The sequence below is a fragment of the Roseateles sp. SL47 genome, assembly GCF_026625885.1.
Lineage (GTDB): Bacteria > Pseudomonadota > Gammaproteobacteria > Burkholderiales > Burkholderiaceae_C > Roseateles.
Genome location: NZ_CP113068.1, coordinates 3142309 through 3157587, shown reverse-complemented (window position 1 = coordinate 3157587; position 15279 = coordinate 3142309). Strand labels below are relative to the sequence as shown.

At 61.1% G+C, this 15279-nt stretch carries 13 protein-coding genes and 2 pseudogenes; 5 read left to right on the top strand and 10 right to left on the bottom strand.

What is annotated here, in order from left to right:
• Positions 1–3: 3 nt before the first annotated feature.
• On the bottom strand, positions 4–3132 hold the full coding sequence (locus OU995_RS13860) for a TonB-dependent receptor domain-containing protein (protein WP_267836121.1): 3129 nt from the start codon (positions 3130–3132) through the stop codon (positions 4–6).
• Positions 3133–3583: 451 nt separating this feature from the next.
• Positions 3584–4279: a hypothetical protein gene (locus OU995_RS13855; RefSeq protein ID WP_267836120.1), complete on the bottom strand. Its 696-nt coding sequence runs from the start codon at positions 4277–4279 to the stop codon at positions 3584–3586.
• A 167-nt stretch (positions 4280–4446) separates the two neighbouring features.
• Here OU995_RS13855 and OU995_RS13850 point away from each other — a divergent pair, with 167 nt between their 5' ends.
• A complete protein-coding gene (locus OU995_RS13850) occupies positions 4447–4926 on the top strand; it encodes an Lrp/AsnC family transcriptional regulator (RefSeq protein WP_267836119.1) in 480 nt (159 codons plus the stop codon).
• A gap of 193 nt (positions 4927–5119) precedes the next feature.
• Here the strand turns inward: OU995_RS13850 and OU995_RS13845 are convergent, their stop codons facing one another.
• Both OU995_RS13845 and OU995_RS13840 read right to left on the bottom strand, forming a co-directional pair.
• Entirely contained in the window at positions 5120–5299 is a 180-nt protein-coding gene (locus OU995_RS13845) for a hypothetical protein (protein ID WP_267836118.1), read from the bottom strand.
• Positions 5300–5423: 124 nt separating this feature from the next.
• A pseudogene (locus OU995_RS13840) lies at positions 5424–5702 on the bottom strand (transposase domain-containing protein); the annotation flags it as partial.
• Between the two features lie 524 nt (positions 5703–6226).
• On the opposite strand from OU995_RS13840, the pseudogene OU995_RS13835 reads away from it, so the two are divergent.
• Positions 6227–6442: pseudogene (locus tag OU995_RS13835) on the top strand (group II intron reverse transcriptase/maturase); the annotation flags it as partial.
• A 350-nt stretch (positions 6443–6792) separates the two neighbouring features.
• Here the strand turns inward: OU995_RS13835 and OU995_RS13830 are convergent.
• Positions 6793–7827, bottom strand: coding sequence for an IS110 family transposase (locus tag OU995_RS13830; RefSeq protein WP_267830900.1), 1035 nt, complete (start codon positions 7825–7827; stop codon positions 6793–6795).
• 250 nt (positions 7828–8077) lie between these two features.
• Between OU995_RS13830 and OU995_RS13825 the strand changes: the two genes are divergently transcribed.
• Entirely contained in the window at positions 8078–8392 is a 315-nt protein-coding gene (locus OU995_RS13825) for a transposase (RefSeq protein ID WP_267836117.1), read from the top strand.
• Positions 8393–8901: 509 nt separating this feature from the next.
• Here the strand turns inward: OU995_RS13825 and guaA are convergent.
• The 3 genes from guaA to guaB are packed head-to-tail and all read right to left on the bottom strand — an operon-like array spanning position 8902 to position 13299.
• Positions 8902–10506, bottom strand: a complete 1605-nt coding sequence (gene guaA, locus OU995_RS13820; RefSeq protein ID WP_267836116.1) for a glutamine-hydrolyzing GMP synthase — start codon at positions 10504–10506, stop codon at positions 8902–8904.
• A gap of 57 nt (positions 10507–10563) precedes the next feature.
• Entirely contained in the window at positions 10564–11823 is a 1260-nt protein-coding gene (locus tag OU995_RS13815) for an MFS transporter (protein ID WP_267836115.1), read from the bottom strand.
• A 3-nt stretch (positions 11824–11826) separates the two neighbouring features.
• A complete protein-coding gene (gene guaB, locus OU995_RS13810) occupies positions 11827–13299 on the bottom strand; it encodes an IMP dehydrogenase (RefSeq protein ID WP_267836114.1) in 1473 nt (490 codons plus the stop codon).
• Between the two features lie 91 nt (positions 13300–13390).
• On the opposite strand from guaB, the gene OU995_RS13805 reads away from it, so the two are divergent.
• A complete protein-coding gene (locus OU995_RS13805) occupies positions 13391–13882 on the top strand; it encodes a DUF4124 domain-containing protein (RefSeq protein ID WP_267836113.1) in 492 nt (163 codons plus the stop codon).
• A gap of 61 nt (positions 13883–13943) precedes the next feature.
• Here the strand turns inward: OU995_RS13805 and OU995_RS13800 are convergent, their stop codons facing one another.
• Entirely contained in the window at positions 13944–14267 is a 324-nt protein-coding gene (locus OU995_RS13800; protein WP_267836112.1) for an RnfH family protein, read from the bottom strand.
• Entirely contained in the window at positions 14254–14721 is a 468-nt protein-coding gene (locus OU995_RS13795) for a type II toxin-antitoxin system RatA family toxin (RefSeq protein ID WP_267836111.1), read from the bottom strand. Before OU995_RS13795 ends, OU995_RS13800 begins: the two co-directional genes overlap by 14 nt.
• Before the next feature lie 85 nt (positions 14722–14806).
• Between OU995_RS13795 and smpB the strand changes: the two genes are divergently transcribed.
• Positions 14807–15277, top strand: coding sequence for an SsrA-binding protein SmpB (gene smpB, locus OU995_RS13790; protein ID WP_267836110.1), 471 nt, complete (start codon positions 14807–14809; stop codon positions 15275–15277).
• The last annotated feature ends 2 nt before the right edge of the window (positions 15278–15279 follow it).

Genomic DNA, 15279 nt, shown 5'->3' with positions numbered 1-15279 from the left:
GGCTTACCAACTCTTTTGGAGGCCGACGACAATAGTGCGGCCCATCTGATCATATTGACTGGTAAGCGCCGCATTGCCGACCCGGCCATCAGTGCCTGCGGAAATAATTGGCGGATCTCGATCGAACAAATTGCGCACCGAAATGGTGGTCGTCAGCTTGTCCATTTTCTTGCTAAAGGTCAAGGAATGATTGCTGTAGAACGGCACGCTGACGATATTGTGAACTGTGACGCCGGTACTGGAGTAATTCGCCGTCGTGTCCCCACCCAGATCACTATAATTTGACGCGGGGCCCACCATATCGACCCCCCAGTTCACGGTGTAATCCCCCCTCTGATAACGGAAGTTAAGTTTCCCGTTGTACTTTGGGTAACCAATTCTTCCCAGCAGGTTGGAGGGGGCTACATTACTCACCAGCTGGTAGGTCCATTTGCGAACCCAAGTATTGTCGCTACTGAAAGTGAACGTCCCGCCAAACATCTTCTGATCGACCGAAAACGACAAATCAACGCCGCGTTGCCGCTGCTCAGCGACGTTCTGGTAGCTGTCGTCGACATAAGTTATGTTGCCTGCAACGTAACTACCCGTCGTGGATGTCGCACGATTGAACAGACTACAAAACGGCGAAGACATATTCTCCGAGTTCAGGCATCGACTGAGAATATTCGCCGGCCCATAGGCAGCAATTTGATTGCGAATCCTCATATCGTAATAGTCGACAGAGACCATCAGTGGCATGAAGGACGGCGTCCAAATCGCACCAATCGTTCTGTTAAGGGCCGTTTCAGCCTTGAGTGTCGAACCGTTGCCGCCGCTAACAACCGCTGCCGATGATCCGCCCGTATAGTCACTGGGAAGCGCCACTTTTGCGCAATTTGCGACGAGATTCGCCGATGGCGCTGAAAGCGATCCCTGCAGTAGCTGATAGCACGGATCGATGCTTTGCTGCCAATAGCTTTCTGTGCCGGCCAAAAAGTGCTCGTAAAGGCCAGGAGCCCGGAATGACGTACCCTGCGTTCCGCGGATACGAAACGCATCGCTCAACGCCCAGTTCTGCCCTAATTTGTATGTGGTGCTGGATCCGTAGGTCTCATAGCGCGATAACCTCGACGACAGATCCACTTCGAGGGACTTGGCCAAGAATGCGTTCCTGACAAGCGGAACACTCAGTTCGCCGTATAGCTCCGTGATCGTATCGTCGCCCTTTGTGGCACCCACCGTGGAGGTGTTCCAATAGTTTTTGGCCTTGGCTTGCGCGCCGGGTTGGTCGTTCAGAGATTCTTTTCGCAATTGAAGGCCGAAAGCGCCTTGGAGCATCCCAGCGGGCAGCGGGAAAAGGTCTCCATGGAAATTGGCCTCAATGTATTTTTGATCATACGTTGTGCGCCCATCTTCATAGCCGAACAAAAATGCCGCTTCCTCGTTGCTGAACACCCCGTCCGTCACCGTGCTCGGGCGGAACCATTGCACTCCACCAGTCGGGCAACTGGTCGCCGAGATCAACTTGCTGGTATCGCAAACCGTGCCGGCAGCGGTGGTCGCCGCCACCCGGTCGCTGTAAACAAAGCTTGTGCCGTAGGTGCCACTCGAATGAGAAAACTGTGCCGCAAGGTCCCAATCCCAGTTCTTCAGCGAGCCGACATCTGGCAGACTGCCCTTGATCCCGATCATCCCCCGCGTGTAGTCGACCTGCTGCCTTGTGATTTGCGGAATTGCCACCACGGAGTAGGCGTTCGCTGGTGTGAGGCCCAGTGTATTGCCGGCAACCGAAATATTGTTGGGATTCGTCTTGTCAACGGTGGGGAACAGGTCAACCCATTGGGTGTTACCGGATTTTCGTTGATTCAACAACAAGTCGGTGTATATCTCCAGCTCGTCTTTCAGTTTGTATCCACCCGATACAGAAAGGCTTAACTTTCTCGACGGCGAAATCATGTTTGTATTCGCAAATCTGGGGCTATAAGCAGGGACCTCAGCCCTTGTTTGCCTCTGCTTGTTAACATAATCGGAGTCGCTGGTTGGGAAGCTGTAGCGGACGCGATGGAGCCCGTCGAGGTCCTTGCCTGTTATTCCGCCGCCCACCGTTGCGCTTGCATCCGGAACATATACGGCGCTGCCCACCGACATATAGCCGGTGCCCAAAGTGTTGCATCTGTAAGTTCCGGTCTTCGGGTCGATTAAGTCGGCGCGTGTGCCGTCGTCATAATAAACATAGGGATTCTGACACCTGGACCAGTCGCGGTCTCCCAAATTCAGCGCCTCTTGATTCGAGTAATCGAGACCTAACGAGCCATACCATCGATCACGGACGATGCTCTGGCTGAGGCTTATATTGTCGCTGCGCCCCCCTCCGTGCACCGGCAAGCTTTCAGTGATGCTGACTGTGCCGCCTTGGTAATTCTTCTTGGTGATCAGGTTAATCACGCCCGCCAAGGCGTCTGACCCATACAAGGATGAAGCGCCATCCTTGAGAATTTCCGCCCGCTCGATGAGCGAGCTTGGAATCGTGTTCAAGTCGACCGGACCGACCCGGCCCTGGACACCGGCCGGACCGACGCGGTGTCCGTTGACCAGCACAAGCGTGCGAAGCGCACCGGCTCCACGCAGGGACACTGTATTGATCCCGCCACCGCCTTCCACCGTGTAGGCCCCATAGTTACCGTCAATTTGCTTGGCATTGGCCGCTGCAGTTGAATTCTGGAGAACGCTGGCAATACTCGTCTGCCCCAGAAGCCTCATGTCCTCGGCGGTGATGACTTGAATGGACGAGGGTGAATTGAAGGTGGTTGTTTTCAGGCGGCTGCCGGTCACAACCATGGTGTCAAGCACGTTGGTCGGCTCGTTGGCCTTGACTGGCGTGGGCGGCCGCTGTCTAGCCTCCTCGCTCTTGCCCTGTTCATCGGCCGGAACCGCTTTGGCAGGGCGTTTCGCGGCCTCTTCGTCCTTGGCCTCTTTAGCCGCTTTGGCAGGGCGTTTCTCAGCCTCTTCGTCCTTGCCCTCTTTAGCGGCGGCCTTCACTGCAAACGCCTTACCGTCGTCGCCTTGGGCGTGAGCAGTTAGCGCATTCAAAGTGAGGACCGATATTCCCATGGCAACCGTCGTATTTGCCAGATAGCTCTTGTTTCTTAGCATAGTATTCCTCAATACGTTTCGCGCATCTGTTGCGCAACATATGATTAAGACCCGAATCCAACTCTCGCCAGCGCCAAACCTCTCAGCACTTAAGGCTGCAGCAGCTTTTTAAAGAGGAATCACCCCCGATGGAAATTGGGAGGCTTTGTCCATTCACCCGCCGCAGAGGAATGACTCCAGCGATCTGCTCTCATCGCCACCAACGTAACACTTGGAACTGCCAGCTCATTCATGCAAGAGCACAAGGCCTTTCGCGGGCGACACCCGCTTTCATGCCGAGGCATGTATGACCTTGATACGTTGGCAAAAGATAATTTAGCAAGTCCTATGCCAAAGTACGTTTACAAGAAATCAATTACACGAACTGCATTTGCGAATATTTGAGGCGCGCACGCACATTGCCAGCAACAAAGTTGGCAACTGGCAAGTTATCAAATCAGAATGTCGCGTATTACCCGGTCCGCATAACTGCGCGCGACATAGCAGCCATATTGGATCGCCGCCAGCGCAGCGATATTGCATGCAGCCAGTTACGGAGCACTTGCCAAGCACGACGCCTGCGCGAGACTCCAGCGGACCGGCACTGATGCGCCGACGATCCACAGCTACCGTTGCTGCTCAAGAAGCCGATAAGCCCCAGGCTGAATGCACCACATTGATGCATGTGTGAGCACATATTGCGGCATTGCGCACCACGGCACAGTTCGTGTGCATATCGCGCATCTCGCTCATCCGGATGCACCGCTTCGGAGTCGGCGTTGTTCGATGACTGTCGGCCTTCACGCGGCAAATCGAGAGACTCCACTGCCAGCCATTGATGTTCTGCAAAGCTGCCCTGCACCCGGACCACATCCCTGGCCTGCGCTTTGCGGGGTAGCACTGGTGCGTCATGAGAGGCAAAGTCGGTCAATTGCTGCAACCCAGGGGTATGAAGCAGAGCCTCGGAGTCGGCATGACCATGTTCACCGACCGGTACCTGACCTTGCTGCAACGCTGCCCACGCCAAGCGCAGTGCTGAACAGATGCCATTGATCGAGTTCGCGACGAGCGCCATGACAGCAGCGACCATGCACAGCAACCGCCAAGCAACCGCCGGCGCTCGCAGCAGCGCGGCGGTTGTCACACGATCGTCAACTTGGATTTGCATGCAGGGCATTGTCGAGAAAAGGCGCTGGAAACGGTTTCTCAACGGACACGTGTGAAGCACGAGCAGGAGAAATGAATTCCATGGGTCCCTGATCTTTGAGCATCGATTGCCCCTTCTGCCAAATCAGCAGCGCATAATTGCTAGGTCATAGACAGACGTCATCCACCGTGAAAAGACCCGCCCCCCTCGACGCGATCGACTGCAAATTGCTTGAGATCGTCCAGCGTGACGCCACGACGCCACTGGCCCAACTAGCGGAGGCTGTCGGGCTGTCCAACACGCCGTGCTGGCGCCGTCTGCAGCGTCTGAAGGACGAAGGCGTGATCACCGCACAGGTGGCGCTAGTGGACGCAGCCAGCGTCAATGTTGGCGTAACGGTGATCGTCAACATCAAGACCTCGGTACACACCCAAACATGGTTCGAGCGCTTTCGCGCTACCTGTGAGGCAATTCCGGAGGTGGTCGAGTTCTACAGGATGAGCGGTGACATCGATTACCTGCTGCGCGTGGTAGTGCCGGACATCCAGGCCTACGACGGTGTGTACAAGCGGTTGATAGCGGGAAATGACCTGTTCGACGTCAGTTCCAGCTTCGCCATGGAACAGATCAAGTGCACCACGGCTCTGCCTCTGAACTACGCCATCTGAGCAGCTGGTTGATCCGCTTGGATTCTTCCTGCCACCCGGAGCGCTGGTCCCGGCTGGTAGATAGAGATTGCAGCCAGTAGCGCTGTTGAGCTTGGCCTGTCGCGTCATCTGTCGTCGCACATTGCCAGATCTTTGTTAGCGGCGCTTACTGCGACAGAGCCCGCGCCGGGGCTGACCGTGGCTGGTCAGCCGATCAGGCGTCACGCCCCAGGCTGAAGGCCTCGACGTTGCGGGTTTGCTCCATCGCGACCTGCCGCAGGCTCACGGCAGAGGCGGTCCATTCCTCGTCCAGCGCTGCGTTCTGCTGGGCAACGCTGTCCAGCTCGGAGATCGCGCTGCTACGGGCCGCACTGGGCGTGCTCAGCCTGCTCAAGCCCTATGGAGTGGCGCGTCTGGAAGCCGCATGGTGAGCGTCTTGCCGAGCCACCTCAGGCTGAACGCGGACAGCGTTTCAAACGTGAGGGTCCCGCCAAGCCACCTTGACGACTGTCAGTTATTCAAGTCTGCGGGGGTGTCCAGCGGTGAGGCAGCAGCTCTTCGAGCCTCGTGTTGGGCAGAGTCGGCAGCCGCTCCAACACGTCGCGCAGGTAGGCCCACGGGTCGTGCCCGTTCAGCCGCGCGGACTGCACCAGGCTCATGATGATGGCGGCACGTTGACCGGCGAGCTCGCTGCCCACGAGCTGCCATGCTTTGCGGCCCATGGCCCAGGGCTTGATCTGCCGCTCCAGGTGGTTGTTGTGTGTGCCTTGTAAAGGCACGGTTGATCCGTCGGTGAAGGCGAGGTTTCGGCCGAGCCCAGTCCGACCCGGCCAACTCTCGCTCCGGCCGGAAGCACAAGGAGCGGTCCAGGAGGTAACGAATGGGCTGGAGCACTGCTTGAAAAGGCCTCGATAGGAGGCCAGCAGGCCCCCCCCCTGCGTCAGAATAGTTGTCGGTGCGCCGGGAGACCGGCAAGGAGTAGGCGGTGGAAGTCCGCTGCAATGAAGGAATAGCGAACTACATTTGGCCCCGAGCCGTGCGCAGGCATCCGTGAGGGTGTCGGCGAAGCGTCGGTAGGGGAACGCATAGGCCAGCCATTGAGCCGCGATAGTATTGATATCCCGGGTGCTGACGCTGTCGACAATGCGGAAGGCAACACAAACAAGCGCGTCATCGCAAGCGCTCGTTTGACCCGGCGTGGTCGTAGAACCTGGCATGTGCATACGCTCCTTGCGCGGGAACCGGGAGATCTCCAGCCTGGCCGTCGGTGCTACTGCCGGCTGACGGTCCGCATCGGGAAGGCGAGGAGCCGAAGCCGATGATGCACGGGCTGGAGAAGTCAGACTCGGCCATACGAGCGAAGACGCCCACGAACAAGGCCGGACACCCGGCTGCGGAGTGGGTCGAGCAAAGGGCCGGGACCAAGGGAAACACGGGACATCCACGCACGCGACGGACGCAGAGCCGCGATAGCGTGTCACCGGGGCTGGACCGTGTACGGAACGCTGCTCGGCAGCGGAAGAAGGAGAAGTTCAGTGAGCGTCCAGCCACCCCATCTTGAACCCCGGGCCGAAGCATAGGAGCCTTGTATGGATGCCTCCCGGCGATAGGCATTAACCCGCATCGTGCTGTGAAGAAGTCGGCTGCTGCCTTGTATCCGGCCTTGATCGTGGTATGCCGAGTTGCCTCGGCTGGCCCACTGGCCCTGATGTAATCCGCTGACAAGGGCCTCATCTCGTGCACGGACTGCAAGGTCCTTGCTCCTATTCAGGCTTTTCTTGTCTCGGTCTGACCTGTTTCACATCACTTTGCTTCGTGCTGCCTGATCGCCTTCAAAGGCTTGCAATACCCTATCTTCGGGTGGGTCGATGTTGTGAGCTATCGCGTTCAGACCGCTTGCGGCCTGACGCTCTTGTAGCCCCGTTGATAGTCCTGCTGCTTGGCCACGACCGCCCAGACGGTGCGGGCCATCTTGGCCGCCTGCGCCACGATCACCACGTTGGCCGGTCGCCTGGCCTTGATCTGCTCCAGCCACGGCTCTGGCGCCTTGGCATGCATAAGCACCGAGCGGGCGCCGTGGATCAGTAGCGTTCGCAAATAGCTGTCGCCCCGCTTGGAGATGCCCAGCAGCTTGACTTTGCCACCCGTGCCACTCTGTTTGGGCACCAGGCCCAGCCAGGCGCAGAACTCCCGCCCCGACTTGAAGGCCTGCGCTTCGCCCATCGTGGCAATCGCCGCCGTGGCCGTGAGCAGGCCCACACCGGGAATCTTGGCCACGCGCTTCATGTCCTCGTCCACGCGCAGCCGCTGCGCGAGCCGCACTTCGATCGCCTTGATGTCCGTGGCCAGTTGCTTGATCCGCTGCACCTGCTCGCGCAGGCTGTCGGCCACGTACTGTGGGATGTCGGTGACTAGTGCCTCCAGGGCCGCTTCGATCTCGCTGAATAGCGCGTTCTTGCCTCGGGCAAAGGTCGAGCCGAACTCGTACAGCAGACCACGCAGCGCATTGGTCTGCATGACCTTCATCTTCTGCAGCAGTTCCCGTTGCCGGTGCAGCACCAGTGTGGCTTGCTGCTCCAGCGTCTTCATGCCCACAAACTTCGTTCCCGGCTGCTGGACCGCCAGCCAGATCGCTCGCGCGTCGGTCGCATCGGTCTTGTTGCCGGCCACGAACGGCCGCACGGCCTTGGCGTGGATCAGCCGCACTTCGTGACCCTGCGCCTTGAACCTGCGCGCCCAGTGGTGCGCGCTGCCACAGGCCTCGATGCCAATCAGGCACGGCGCCTTTTTGACGAAGTACCCCAGCACCTTGGCGCGCTTGAGCTGGACGTTGACGATCTCGCCGCTGTCCATGTCCACGGTGTGCAGCTGGAACACGCTCTTGGCAATGTCCAGACCCACGACCTGCCGGCCGTCGATCATGCCGATAATTTTTCCAGCACCTATGCCTGTCTTACGATTCATCTTGGACTCTCAATGGTGTTTGTGAAGACCTTGGTCTATCACGCCTTGGGCACTTCGATGCCGTATCCATTCGAGGGTCCACCTTGTCCACGCGACAACGGCCTTCCCACGAACAGCAGCGCTGTTCAGCTCTGCGCTCCGGTCTCATTCCCCTTGGGGAGGGAGGCATCCATTACATCTCGTGTCCACCATAACCCTTGGTGGACACGTGACTACTATTCCTAACAATCAGGCCGTTCCACGCCGGCGGCGGCGTGTGCATAGCGACGAATTCAAGGCGCGCGCGGTGGCCAGTTGCATGCAACCCGGCATGTCGGTGGCGGCCGTGGCGATGGCGCACGGCGTCAACGCCAATCTGCTGCGTCGCTGGGTGCGCGAGGCCGAGATGAAGCCGCCGGCGCGCGACCTCGCCCAGGTTGCTGAACAACCGGTGCAGGCGACTCGGCGCCAACAGGCCGCAGGCTTCGTCGCTGGCAGGATCACGCCCGGCTTCACCGTGCGCTACGCCTGCACGCCCGGATGACTCCGGCATCTGACGCTTGGCCTTTGACATCCCCGTGTCCTCGGTCACTCACTCTCGTTCGGTCCTTCGCCTCTCGCTGCTGGCCTTGGCGGCCCCGCTACCCAGCTACTACGATCTCTGCTGACTCCTCGCTCCGGCAGCGCCGTCGCCCTTTCAGGCATGAGGCGAGGTCTCCTCAGGTAAGAACGCACTCTTTCACTGCACAACCGCCGGATCTACACCGCCTCGCCTTGATCACGAGAGCTTCGCGGTTACGTGCCCGCTCACCCTGCTCGGCAGCGCCTTCTATCCGGTTCTTGTCCATCGGCTCGCAGCTTCGCTCCACGCTTCCTCCCCACACTCGGTCACCCTCATGCAGTTGCGCTTCACTTCGTTCGCTGTGATCAACTTACGGCGGGACTTGCACCCGCAAGAGTGCGCTCATGCTGAGCGCACACGAAAAAGCCCGCAGTGACGCGGGCTTACGTTCGTTTTGAGCCAACACGTGCCAGCTCATGCCAGACGCGTGATCACTCCCACTCAATCGTCGCAGGCGGCTTGCTCGACACGTCGTAGGTCACGCGATTGATGCCACGCACCTCATTGATGATGCGTCCCGAGCAACGCTTGAGCAGGCTGTAGGGCAGTTCCGCCCAATCCGCCGTCATGAAGTCGCTGGTCTGCACGGCGCGCAAGGCCACCACGTAGTCATACGTGCGCCCGTCTCCCATCACGCCCACGCTCTTCACCGGCAAGAACACGGTGAAGGCCTGGCTGGTCAGCTCATACCAGCTCTTGCCGGTCGCTTCATCGCGGGTGTTGCGCAGCTCTTCAACGAAGATGGCGTCCGCCCGGCGCAGCAGGTCCGCATATTCCTTCTTCACTTCGCCCAGGATGCGCACCCCCAGGCCCGGCCCCGGGAACGGATGGCGGTAGACCATCTCTGGCGGCAACCCGAGCGCCACACCCAGTTCGCGCACTTCATCCTTGAACAACTCGCGCAGCGGCTCCAGCAGCTTCAGGCCCAATTGCTCCGGCAACCCGCCCACGTTGTGGTGGCTCTTGATGGTGGTGGCCTTTTTGGTCTTGGTCCCGCCACTCTCCACCACATCCGGATAGATCGTGCCCTGGGCCAGGAAGCTTGCGCCCTTGTGGCCGCTGCCACTCGCCTTGAGCTTTTCCGCTTCAGCCTTGAACACGTCCACAAACAGGCCGCCGATGATCTTGCGCTTGCGCTCCGGATCGGTCACGCCCGCCAACTGCCCCAGGAAGAGCTCGCTCGCGTCCACACGGATGACCTTGGCGTGCAGCTTGCCGGCAAACATGTCCATGACCAGGTCGCCTTCGTTCAGGCGCAGCAGGCCGTGGTCCACAAACACGCAGGTCAGTTGGTCGCCAATGGCGCGGTGAATCAGCGCCGCCGCCACCGACGAATCCACGCCGCCGGAGAGCCCCAGGATCACCTCTTCGTCCCCCACCTGCTCGCGGATCTTCTGGACGGCTTCCTCGATGTAGTTGCCCATGATCCAGTCGCCCTTGCAGCCGGCGATGTCCCGCACAAAGCGGTTGATCAAGGCCGTGCCCTGCTGGGTATGCGTCACCTCGGGGTGGAACTGCACCGCGTAGTAGCCCTTGTCTTCGTTGGCCATGCCAGCGATGGGGCAGCTGGGCGTGGACGCCATCAGCTTGAAGCCGTCCGGCAGAGCCGTGACCTTGTCGCCATGGCTCATCCAGACCTTCAGCATGCCGTGGCCTTCCGGCGTGGCGAAGTCCTGCAGGCCCGACAGCAGCTTGGTGTGGCCATGGGCCCTCACCTCGGCATAACCGAACTCACGATGGTCGCTCCACTCCACCTTGCCGCCCAGTTGCACCGCCATGGTCTGCATCCCGTAGCAGATGCCCAGCACCGGCACGCCCAGGTCCCACACCGCCTGCGGCGCACGCAGTTCGTGGTCCTCATAGGTCGAGGCATGGCTGCCCGACAAAATGATGGCCTTGGGCGCAAAGCTGCGGATGAAATCGTCGCTGACGTCGTTGGGATGGATCTCGCAGAAGACATGGGCTTCCCGCACACGACGTGCGATCAGCTGGGTCACCTGGGAGCCGAAGTCGAGGATGAGGACTTTGTCGTGCATGGTCAGCGATGAAGAGCGAGGTAATCGAGGAAAGCGATGTGCGGGGCGTCCATCGTCTCAAGCCTTGGCGGGGGCTACCGCGTCGGTCGGAACGTCATGGAAATGGCGCCACGCAAAATAGAGCGACACCGCCTGCAGTGCCGCACAGAAATAGAAGGGAGCGCCCAGACGCCAGTCGGTCTTGGGCAGCTCAGCCACCAGGGCCATCAGGCCCAGGCCGCAGATGGGGGACACCACGGCCATCAGGCTGTTGATGGCTGCCACCGCGCCCATGGTCTCACCCTGGTTGCGCGCGTCGGCCGCATTGGACACCAGGCTTTGCAGGGCCGTGGGAGCGGCCAGGCCCACGATGTTGAGGAAGATGATGCCCACCATCACCCAGCCCTCCTGGGCCAGACCCCACACCATGTTGGTGGCGATGGACGACACCAACCCCACCAGCACCAGCCGACGGGGGCCCAGCCAGCGCATCAGCGGCTGCAGCAGCCCGCCTTGCACAATCACCGCCATCACGCCGACGGCAAACAGCGACAGGCCGTTTTCTCGCGGGCCCCAGCCGAATTTATGCTGGTTGTAGAGCACCCAGCAGGTCTGGATGATGAGCTGCGCCAGGCCGGAGCAGGCGATCACGTAGATCAGCGGGCCCACACCGCGCAGGTTTCGCACCCGCGACAGCGATGCCAGCGGATTGGCCTGCCGCCAGTTGAAGGGCCGGCGATGTTCGGGAGGGAGGGATTCGGGCAGCACAAAGAACCCATAACACCAGTTCACCAGTGCCAGGGTGCCCGCCACGAAGAAGGGAAGATGCAGGTCGATGCTGCCAAGCAGCCCACCCATGACCGGGCCCAGGATGAAGCCCATGCCAAAAGCCGCCCCCAGCATGCCGAAGCGCTTGGCGCGGTCGGCGGGTGGGGTGATGTCCGCCACATAGGCGTTGGCGACTGCGGCATTGGCCTGCATGGCGCCGGAGAACAGCCGCACCACCACCAGCACCCAAAGCGCCTGCGCCATGGCAGTGACAAAAAAGCTGAGCGCCAGGCCGCTGAAGCCCACCAGCATCACTTTGCGGCGGCCAAAGCGGTCGGACAGCCCGCCCAGGATGGGCGAGCCAAAGAAATTGGCCAGGCCGAACGCGAAGGCGACGGCCAGCTGAGCCAGCGTGTGCTGGGTTTCCGACTCGGTGAATGTGCCTACCAGCGTGGGCAGCACTGGAAGAATCAGGCCGATCGACACCATGTCGATCAGCACCGCGATCAGAATGAACGACATGGCGGCCTTGCGGCCGCCGTGTGTGTCAGGGGCACCCGAGTCGGACACGCCTCACTCCAGACGGTAGTTGGGCGCTTCCTTGGTGATCTGCACGTCGTGGACGTGACTCTCACGGATACCGGCGGAAGTGATTTCCACGAACTCGGCGCGGTCATGCATCTCTTCGATGCTGGCGCAGCCGCAATAGCCCATGGAAGCACGCAGCCCGCCCGCCATCTGGTAGACGATGGCGATCATCGACCCCTTGTACGGAACTCGGCCTTCGATGCCCTCGGGCACCAGCTTGTCCGCATTGGGGTTGGTGGTCTCGTCGTTTTCCTGGAAGTAGCGGTCGGCCGAGCCGGCCTTCATGGCGCCGATGGAGCCCATGCCGCGATAGCTCTTGTAGCTGCGGCCTTGGTAGAGGATGACCTCGCCCGGGGCTTCTTCAGTGCCGGCGAACATGCCGCCCATCATCACGGTGCTGGCGCCAGCGGCCACAGCCTTGGCAATGTCACCGGAATAACGGATGCCACCGTCCGCGATCAGCGGGACGCCGGTGCCCTTGAGCGCCGTGGCCACGAAGTCGATGGCGGTGATCTGGGGAACGCCCACACCCGCCACGATACGGGTGGTGCAGATGGAGCCCGGGCCGATGCCGACCTTGACCGCATCCGCGCCGGCTTCCACCAGCGCCAGCGCTGCAGCGCCGGTGGCAATGTTGCCGCCGATGACCTGCACGTTGGGATAGTTCTTCTTGACCCAGCGCACGCGTTCGATCACGCCGGAGCTGTGTCCGTGGGCCGTGTCCACCACGATGGCGTCCACACCGGCACGCACCAGCAGTTCCACCCGCTCTTCAGTGCCCTCGCCCACGCCCACCGCCGCACCGACGCGCAGCTTTCCGTGGTCGTCACGGGCAGCATTGGGGAAATTCGTCTGTTTCGTGATGTCCTTCACGGTCATCAGGCCGCGAAGCTCAAACGAATCATTGATCACCAGCACGCGCTCCAGCTTGTGCTTGTGCATCAGGGCCTTGGCTTCCGTGAGGGAAGCGCCTTCGTTGACGGTGATCAGCCGCTCGGCCGGAGTCATGATCTCGCTGACCGGGGCGTCCATGCGCGTTTCAAAGCGCAGGTCACGGCCGGTGACGATGCCCACGACCTTCTGCCCGACCAGCACCGGGAAGCCGGAGATGCCGTGCTGGTCGCTTAGCGCCTTGACTTGGCGGACGGAGGTGTCAGGGGTGATGGTGATGGGGTCGCGCAGAACGCCCGACTCATACCGTTTGACCCGGGCCACTTCCGACGCCTGCTGCTGCGGGGTCAGGTTCTTGTGGACGATGCCAATACCGCCTTCCTGGGCGATGGCAATGGCCAGACGCGCTTCGGTGACGGTGTCCATGGCAGCGGACACGAGGGGAAGGTTCAGGCGAATGCCACGCGTGAATTGGGTGGCAAGGCTGGTGTCGCGCGGCAACACCTGGGAGAACGCCGGCACCAGCAACACATCGTCGAAGGTGAGCGCTTTTCCGAGTAGGCGCATATGGGAAGCTCCAGACGCAAAGGCGCATTATAGAGAAGTGCGGCGTACACTCGCGGCAGCCCCTTTAATTCCAGGTCCATTTCAAGTGCCCATGACTGCCAAGACCCTCTCCTTGAGCCTGCTGTGCAGCGTTGTGCTGCTCTCGCTGGCCCCGGCCGCGCAGGCCCAATGGAAGTGGCGCGACGCCGAAGGTCGCGTGCAATACAGCGACCGTCCGCCCCCCGGCACGGTGGCGGACAAGGACATCCTCTCGCGCCCCTCGGGATCGGCTCTGCGCTCGATGAACAGCCCTGCACAGCCCGCTTCCGCCCCTGCATCTTCTCCGGCTTCGGCAGCCTCGCCCGGCAAGGCCGCCAGCGATGCCGCGAAGGCCGAAAAAGAGCGCAAAGCTGCCGAAGAAAAGCAGCGCGCGGAGATGAACGCCACCAACTGCAAGCAGGCCCAGGACCAGCTGAGGTTGCTGGAATCCGGGGTCCGGGTTCGTCAGATCAACGACAAGGGTGAGCGTGAAGTACTGGACGATGCGGCCCGTCAGACCCAGATGCGACAGGCCCAGACCGTGATTTCGGTGTCCTGCAAGTAAGACATGTGAGCAGCGGCTACCGCTGTCACAACCCGCCCGGAAGGCCTGAGCTGTTGCAGCGTCAGGCCTTTTTTCCGAGTGGACGATGGCGGGTGACGATGCGACGCCCGGTCGCCTGATAGCGCTGGCGGCGGGCTTCTTTCGGATCCACCGTCAACGGGCGGTACACCTCCACCCGGTCGCCGTCCCGCAGTGGCGTGTCCAGCGGGCGAAGCTTGCTCCAGATGCCTGCCTTGAGCGCTTGCAGATCCGCTTCGTTGAACCATTGGCTGGCTCGCAGCGCCTCCACCACCGTACTGCCCTCCGGAAGCTGAAGCGTCAGGCGGCGCCACTCGCCCCGCAGCGGGCTCCAGATCAGCTCAACGGCAAGTTCAGCGGGGACCATAGACCTGCTCCGCCCGTTTGACGAAGCTGTCCACGAAGGTATTGGCGATGCGGTCGAACACCGGGCTGACCACGGCTTCCAGCGCGAAGCTGGAAAACGCATAACGCAGCTCGAATTCGATCTTGCAAGCCTGCGGTTCGCCCCCATCTGCAGAGGCTCCCGGTTTGTTGAGCGGCAGGAACTGCCAGTCACCATCCAGGAGGGAGAACGGTCCGTCCACCAGCTGCATGCGCACCCGACGGTTCGTTTCATGCGTGTTGCGGGTGGTAAAGGCGTGGCGCAGGCCGGCGTAGGCCAGCGATAGACGGGCGGTCATGCCGTCGTCATGGCGCTCCAACACCTCGGCGGCGGCGCACCAGGGCAGGAATTCTGGATAGCGCTCCACCGCGGTGACGAGGTCGTAGATCTCTCGCGGTGAATACCAGAGGAGGACGGTCTTCCTAACTTGCTTCATGACACTTCTTAGAATGGCGGGATTGTAGGCGGCCCCTCGGGTCTCCGATCGGGCCCTCCGCCTCACCCATATTTTTCGCTACCGCATGTCCATCGCAGAAAACCGCCGCGCCAGATTCGAATACCACATCGAGGAGCAGTACGAGGCTGGCATCGTGCTGGAAGGCTGGGAGGTCAAGGCCATCCGGGCCGGCCAGGTCCAGTTGCCCGATGGCTACGTGATGATCCGGGACGGCGAACTCTTCCTGATCGGCTGCCGCATCAACCCGCTGCGCACCGCCTCCACCCACGTCCACCCCCAGGCCGACCGCACCAAGAAACTGCTGATGAGCCGTGCGGACATCCGCCGCTTGATCGGCAAGGTGGAGCAGCGCGGCTTCACGCTGATCCCGCTGGACCTGCACTACAAGGGCGGGCGAGTGAAAGCGCAGATCGCCCTGGCCAAGGGCAAGGCCCAGCACGACAAGCGCGAAACCGAGAAGAAGCGGGATTGGGAACGCGAAAAAGGCCGGCTGATGCGCCACAAGGTGTCCGGCCCCTCGGCGTCCAAGGACTGACC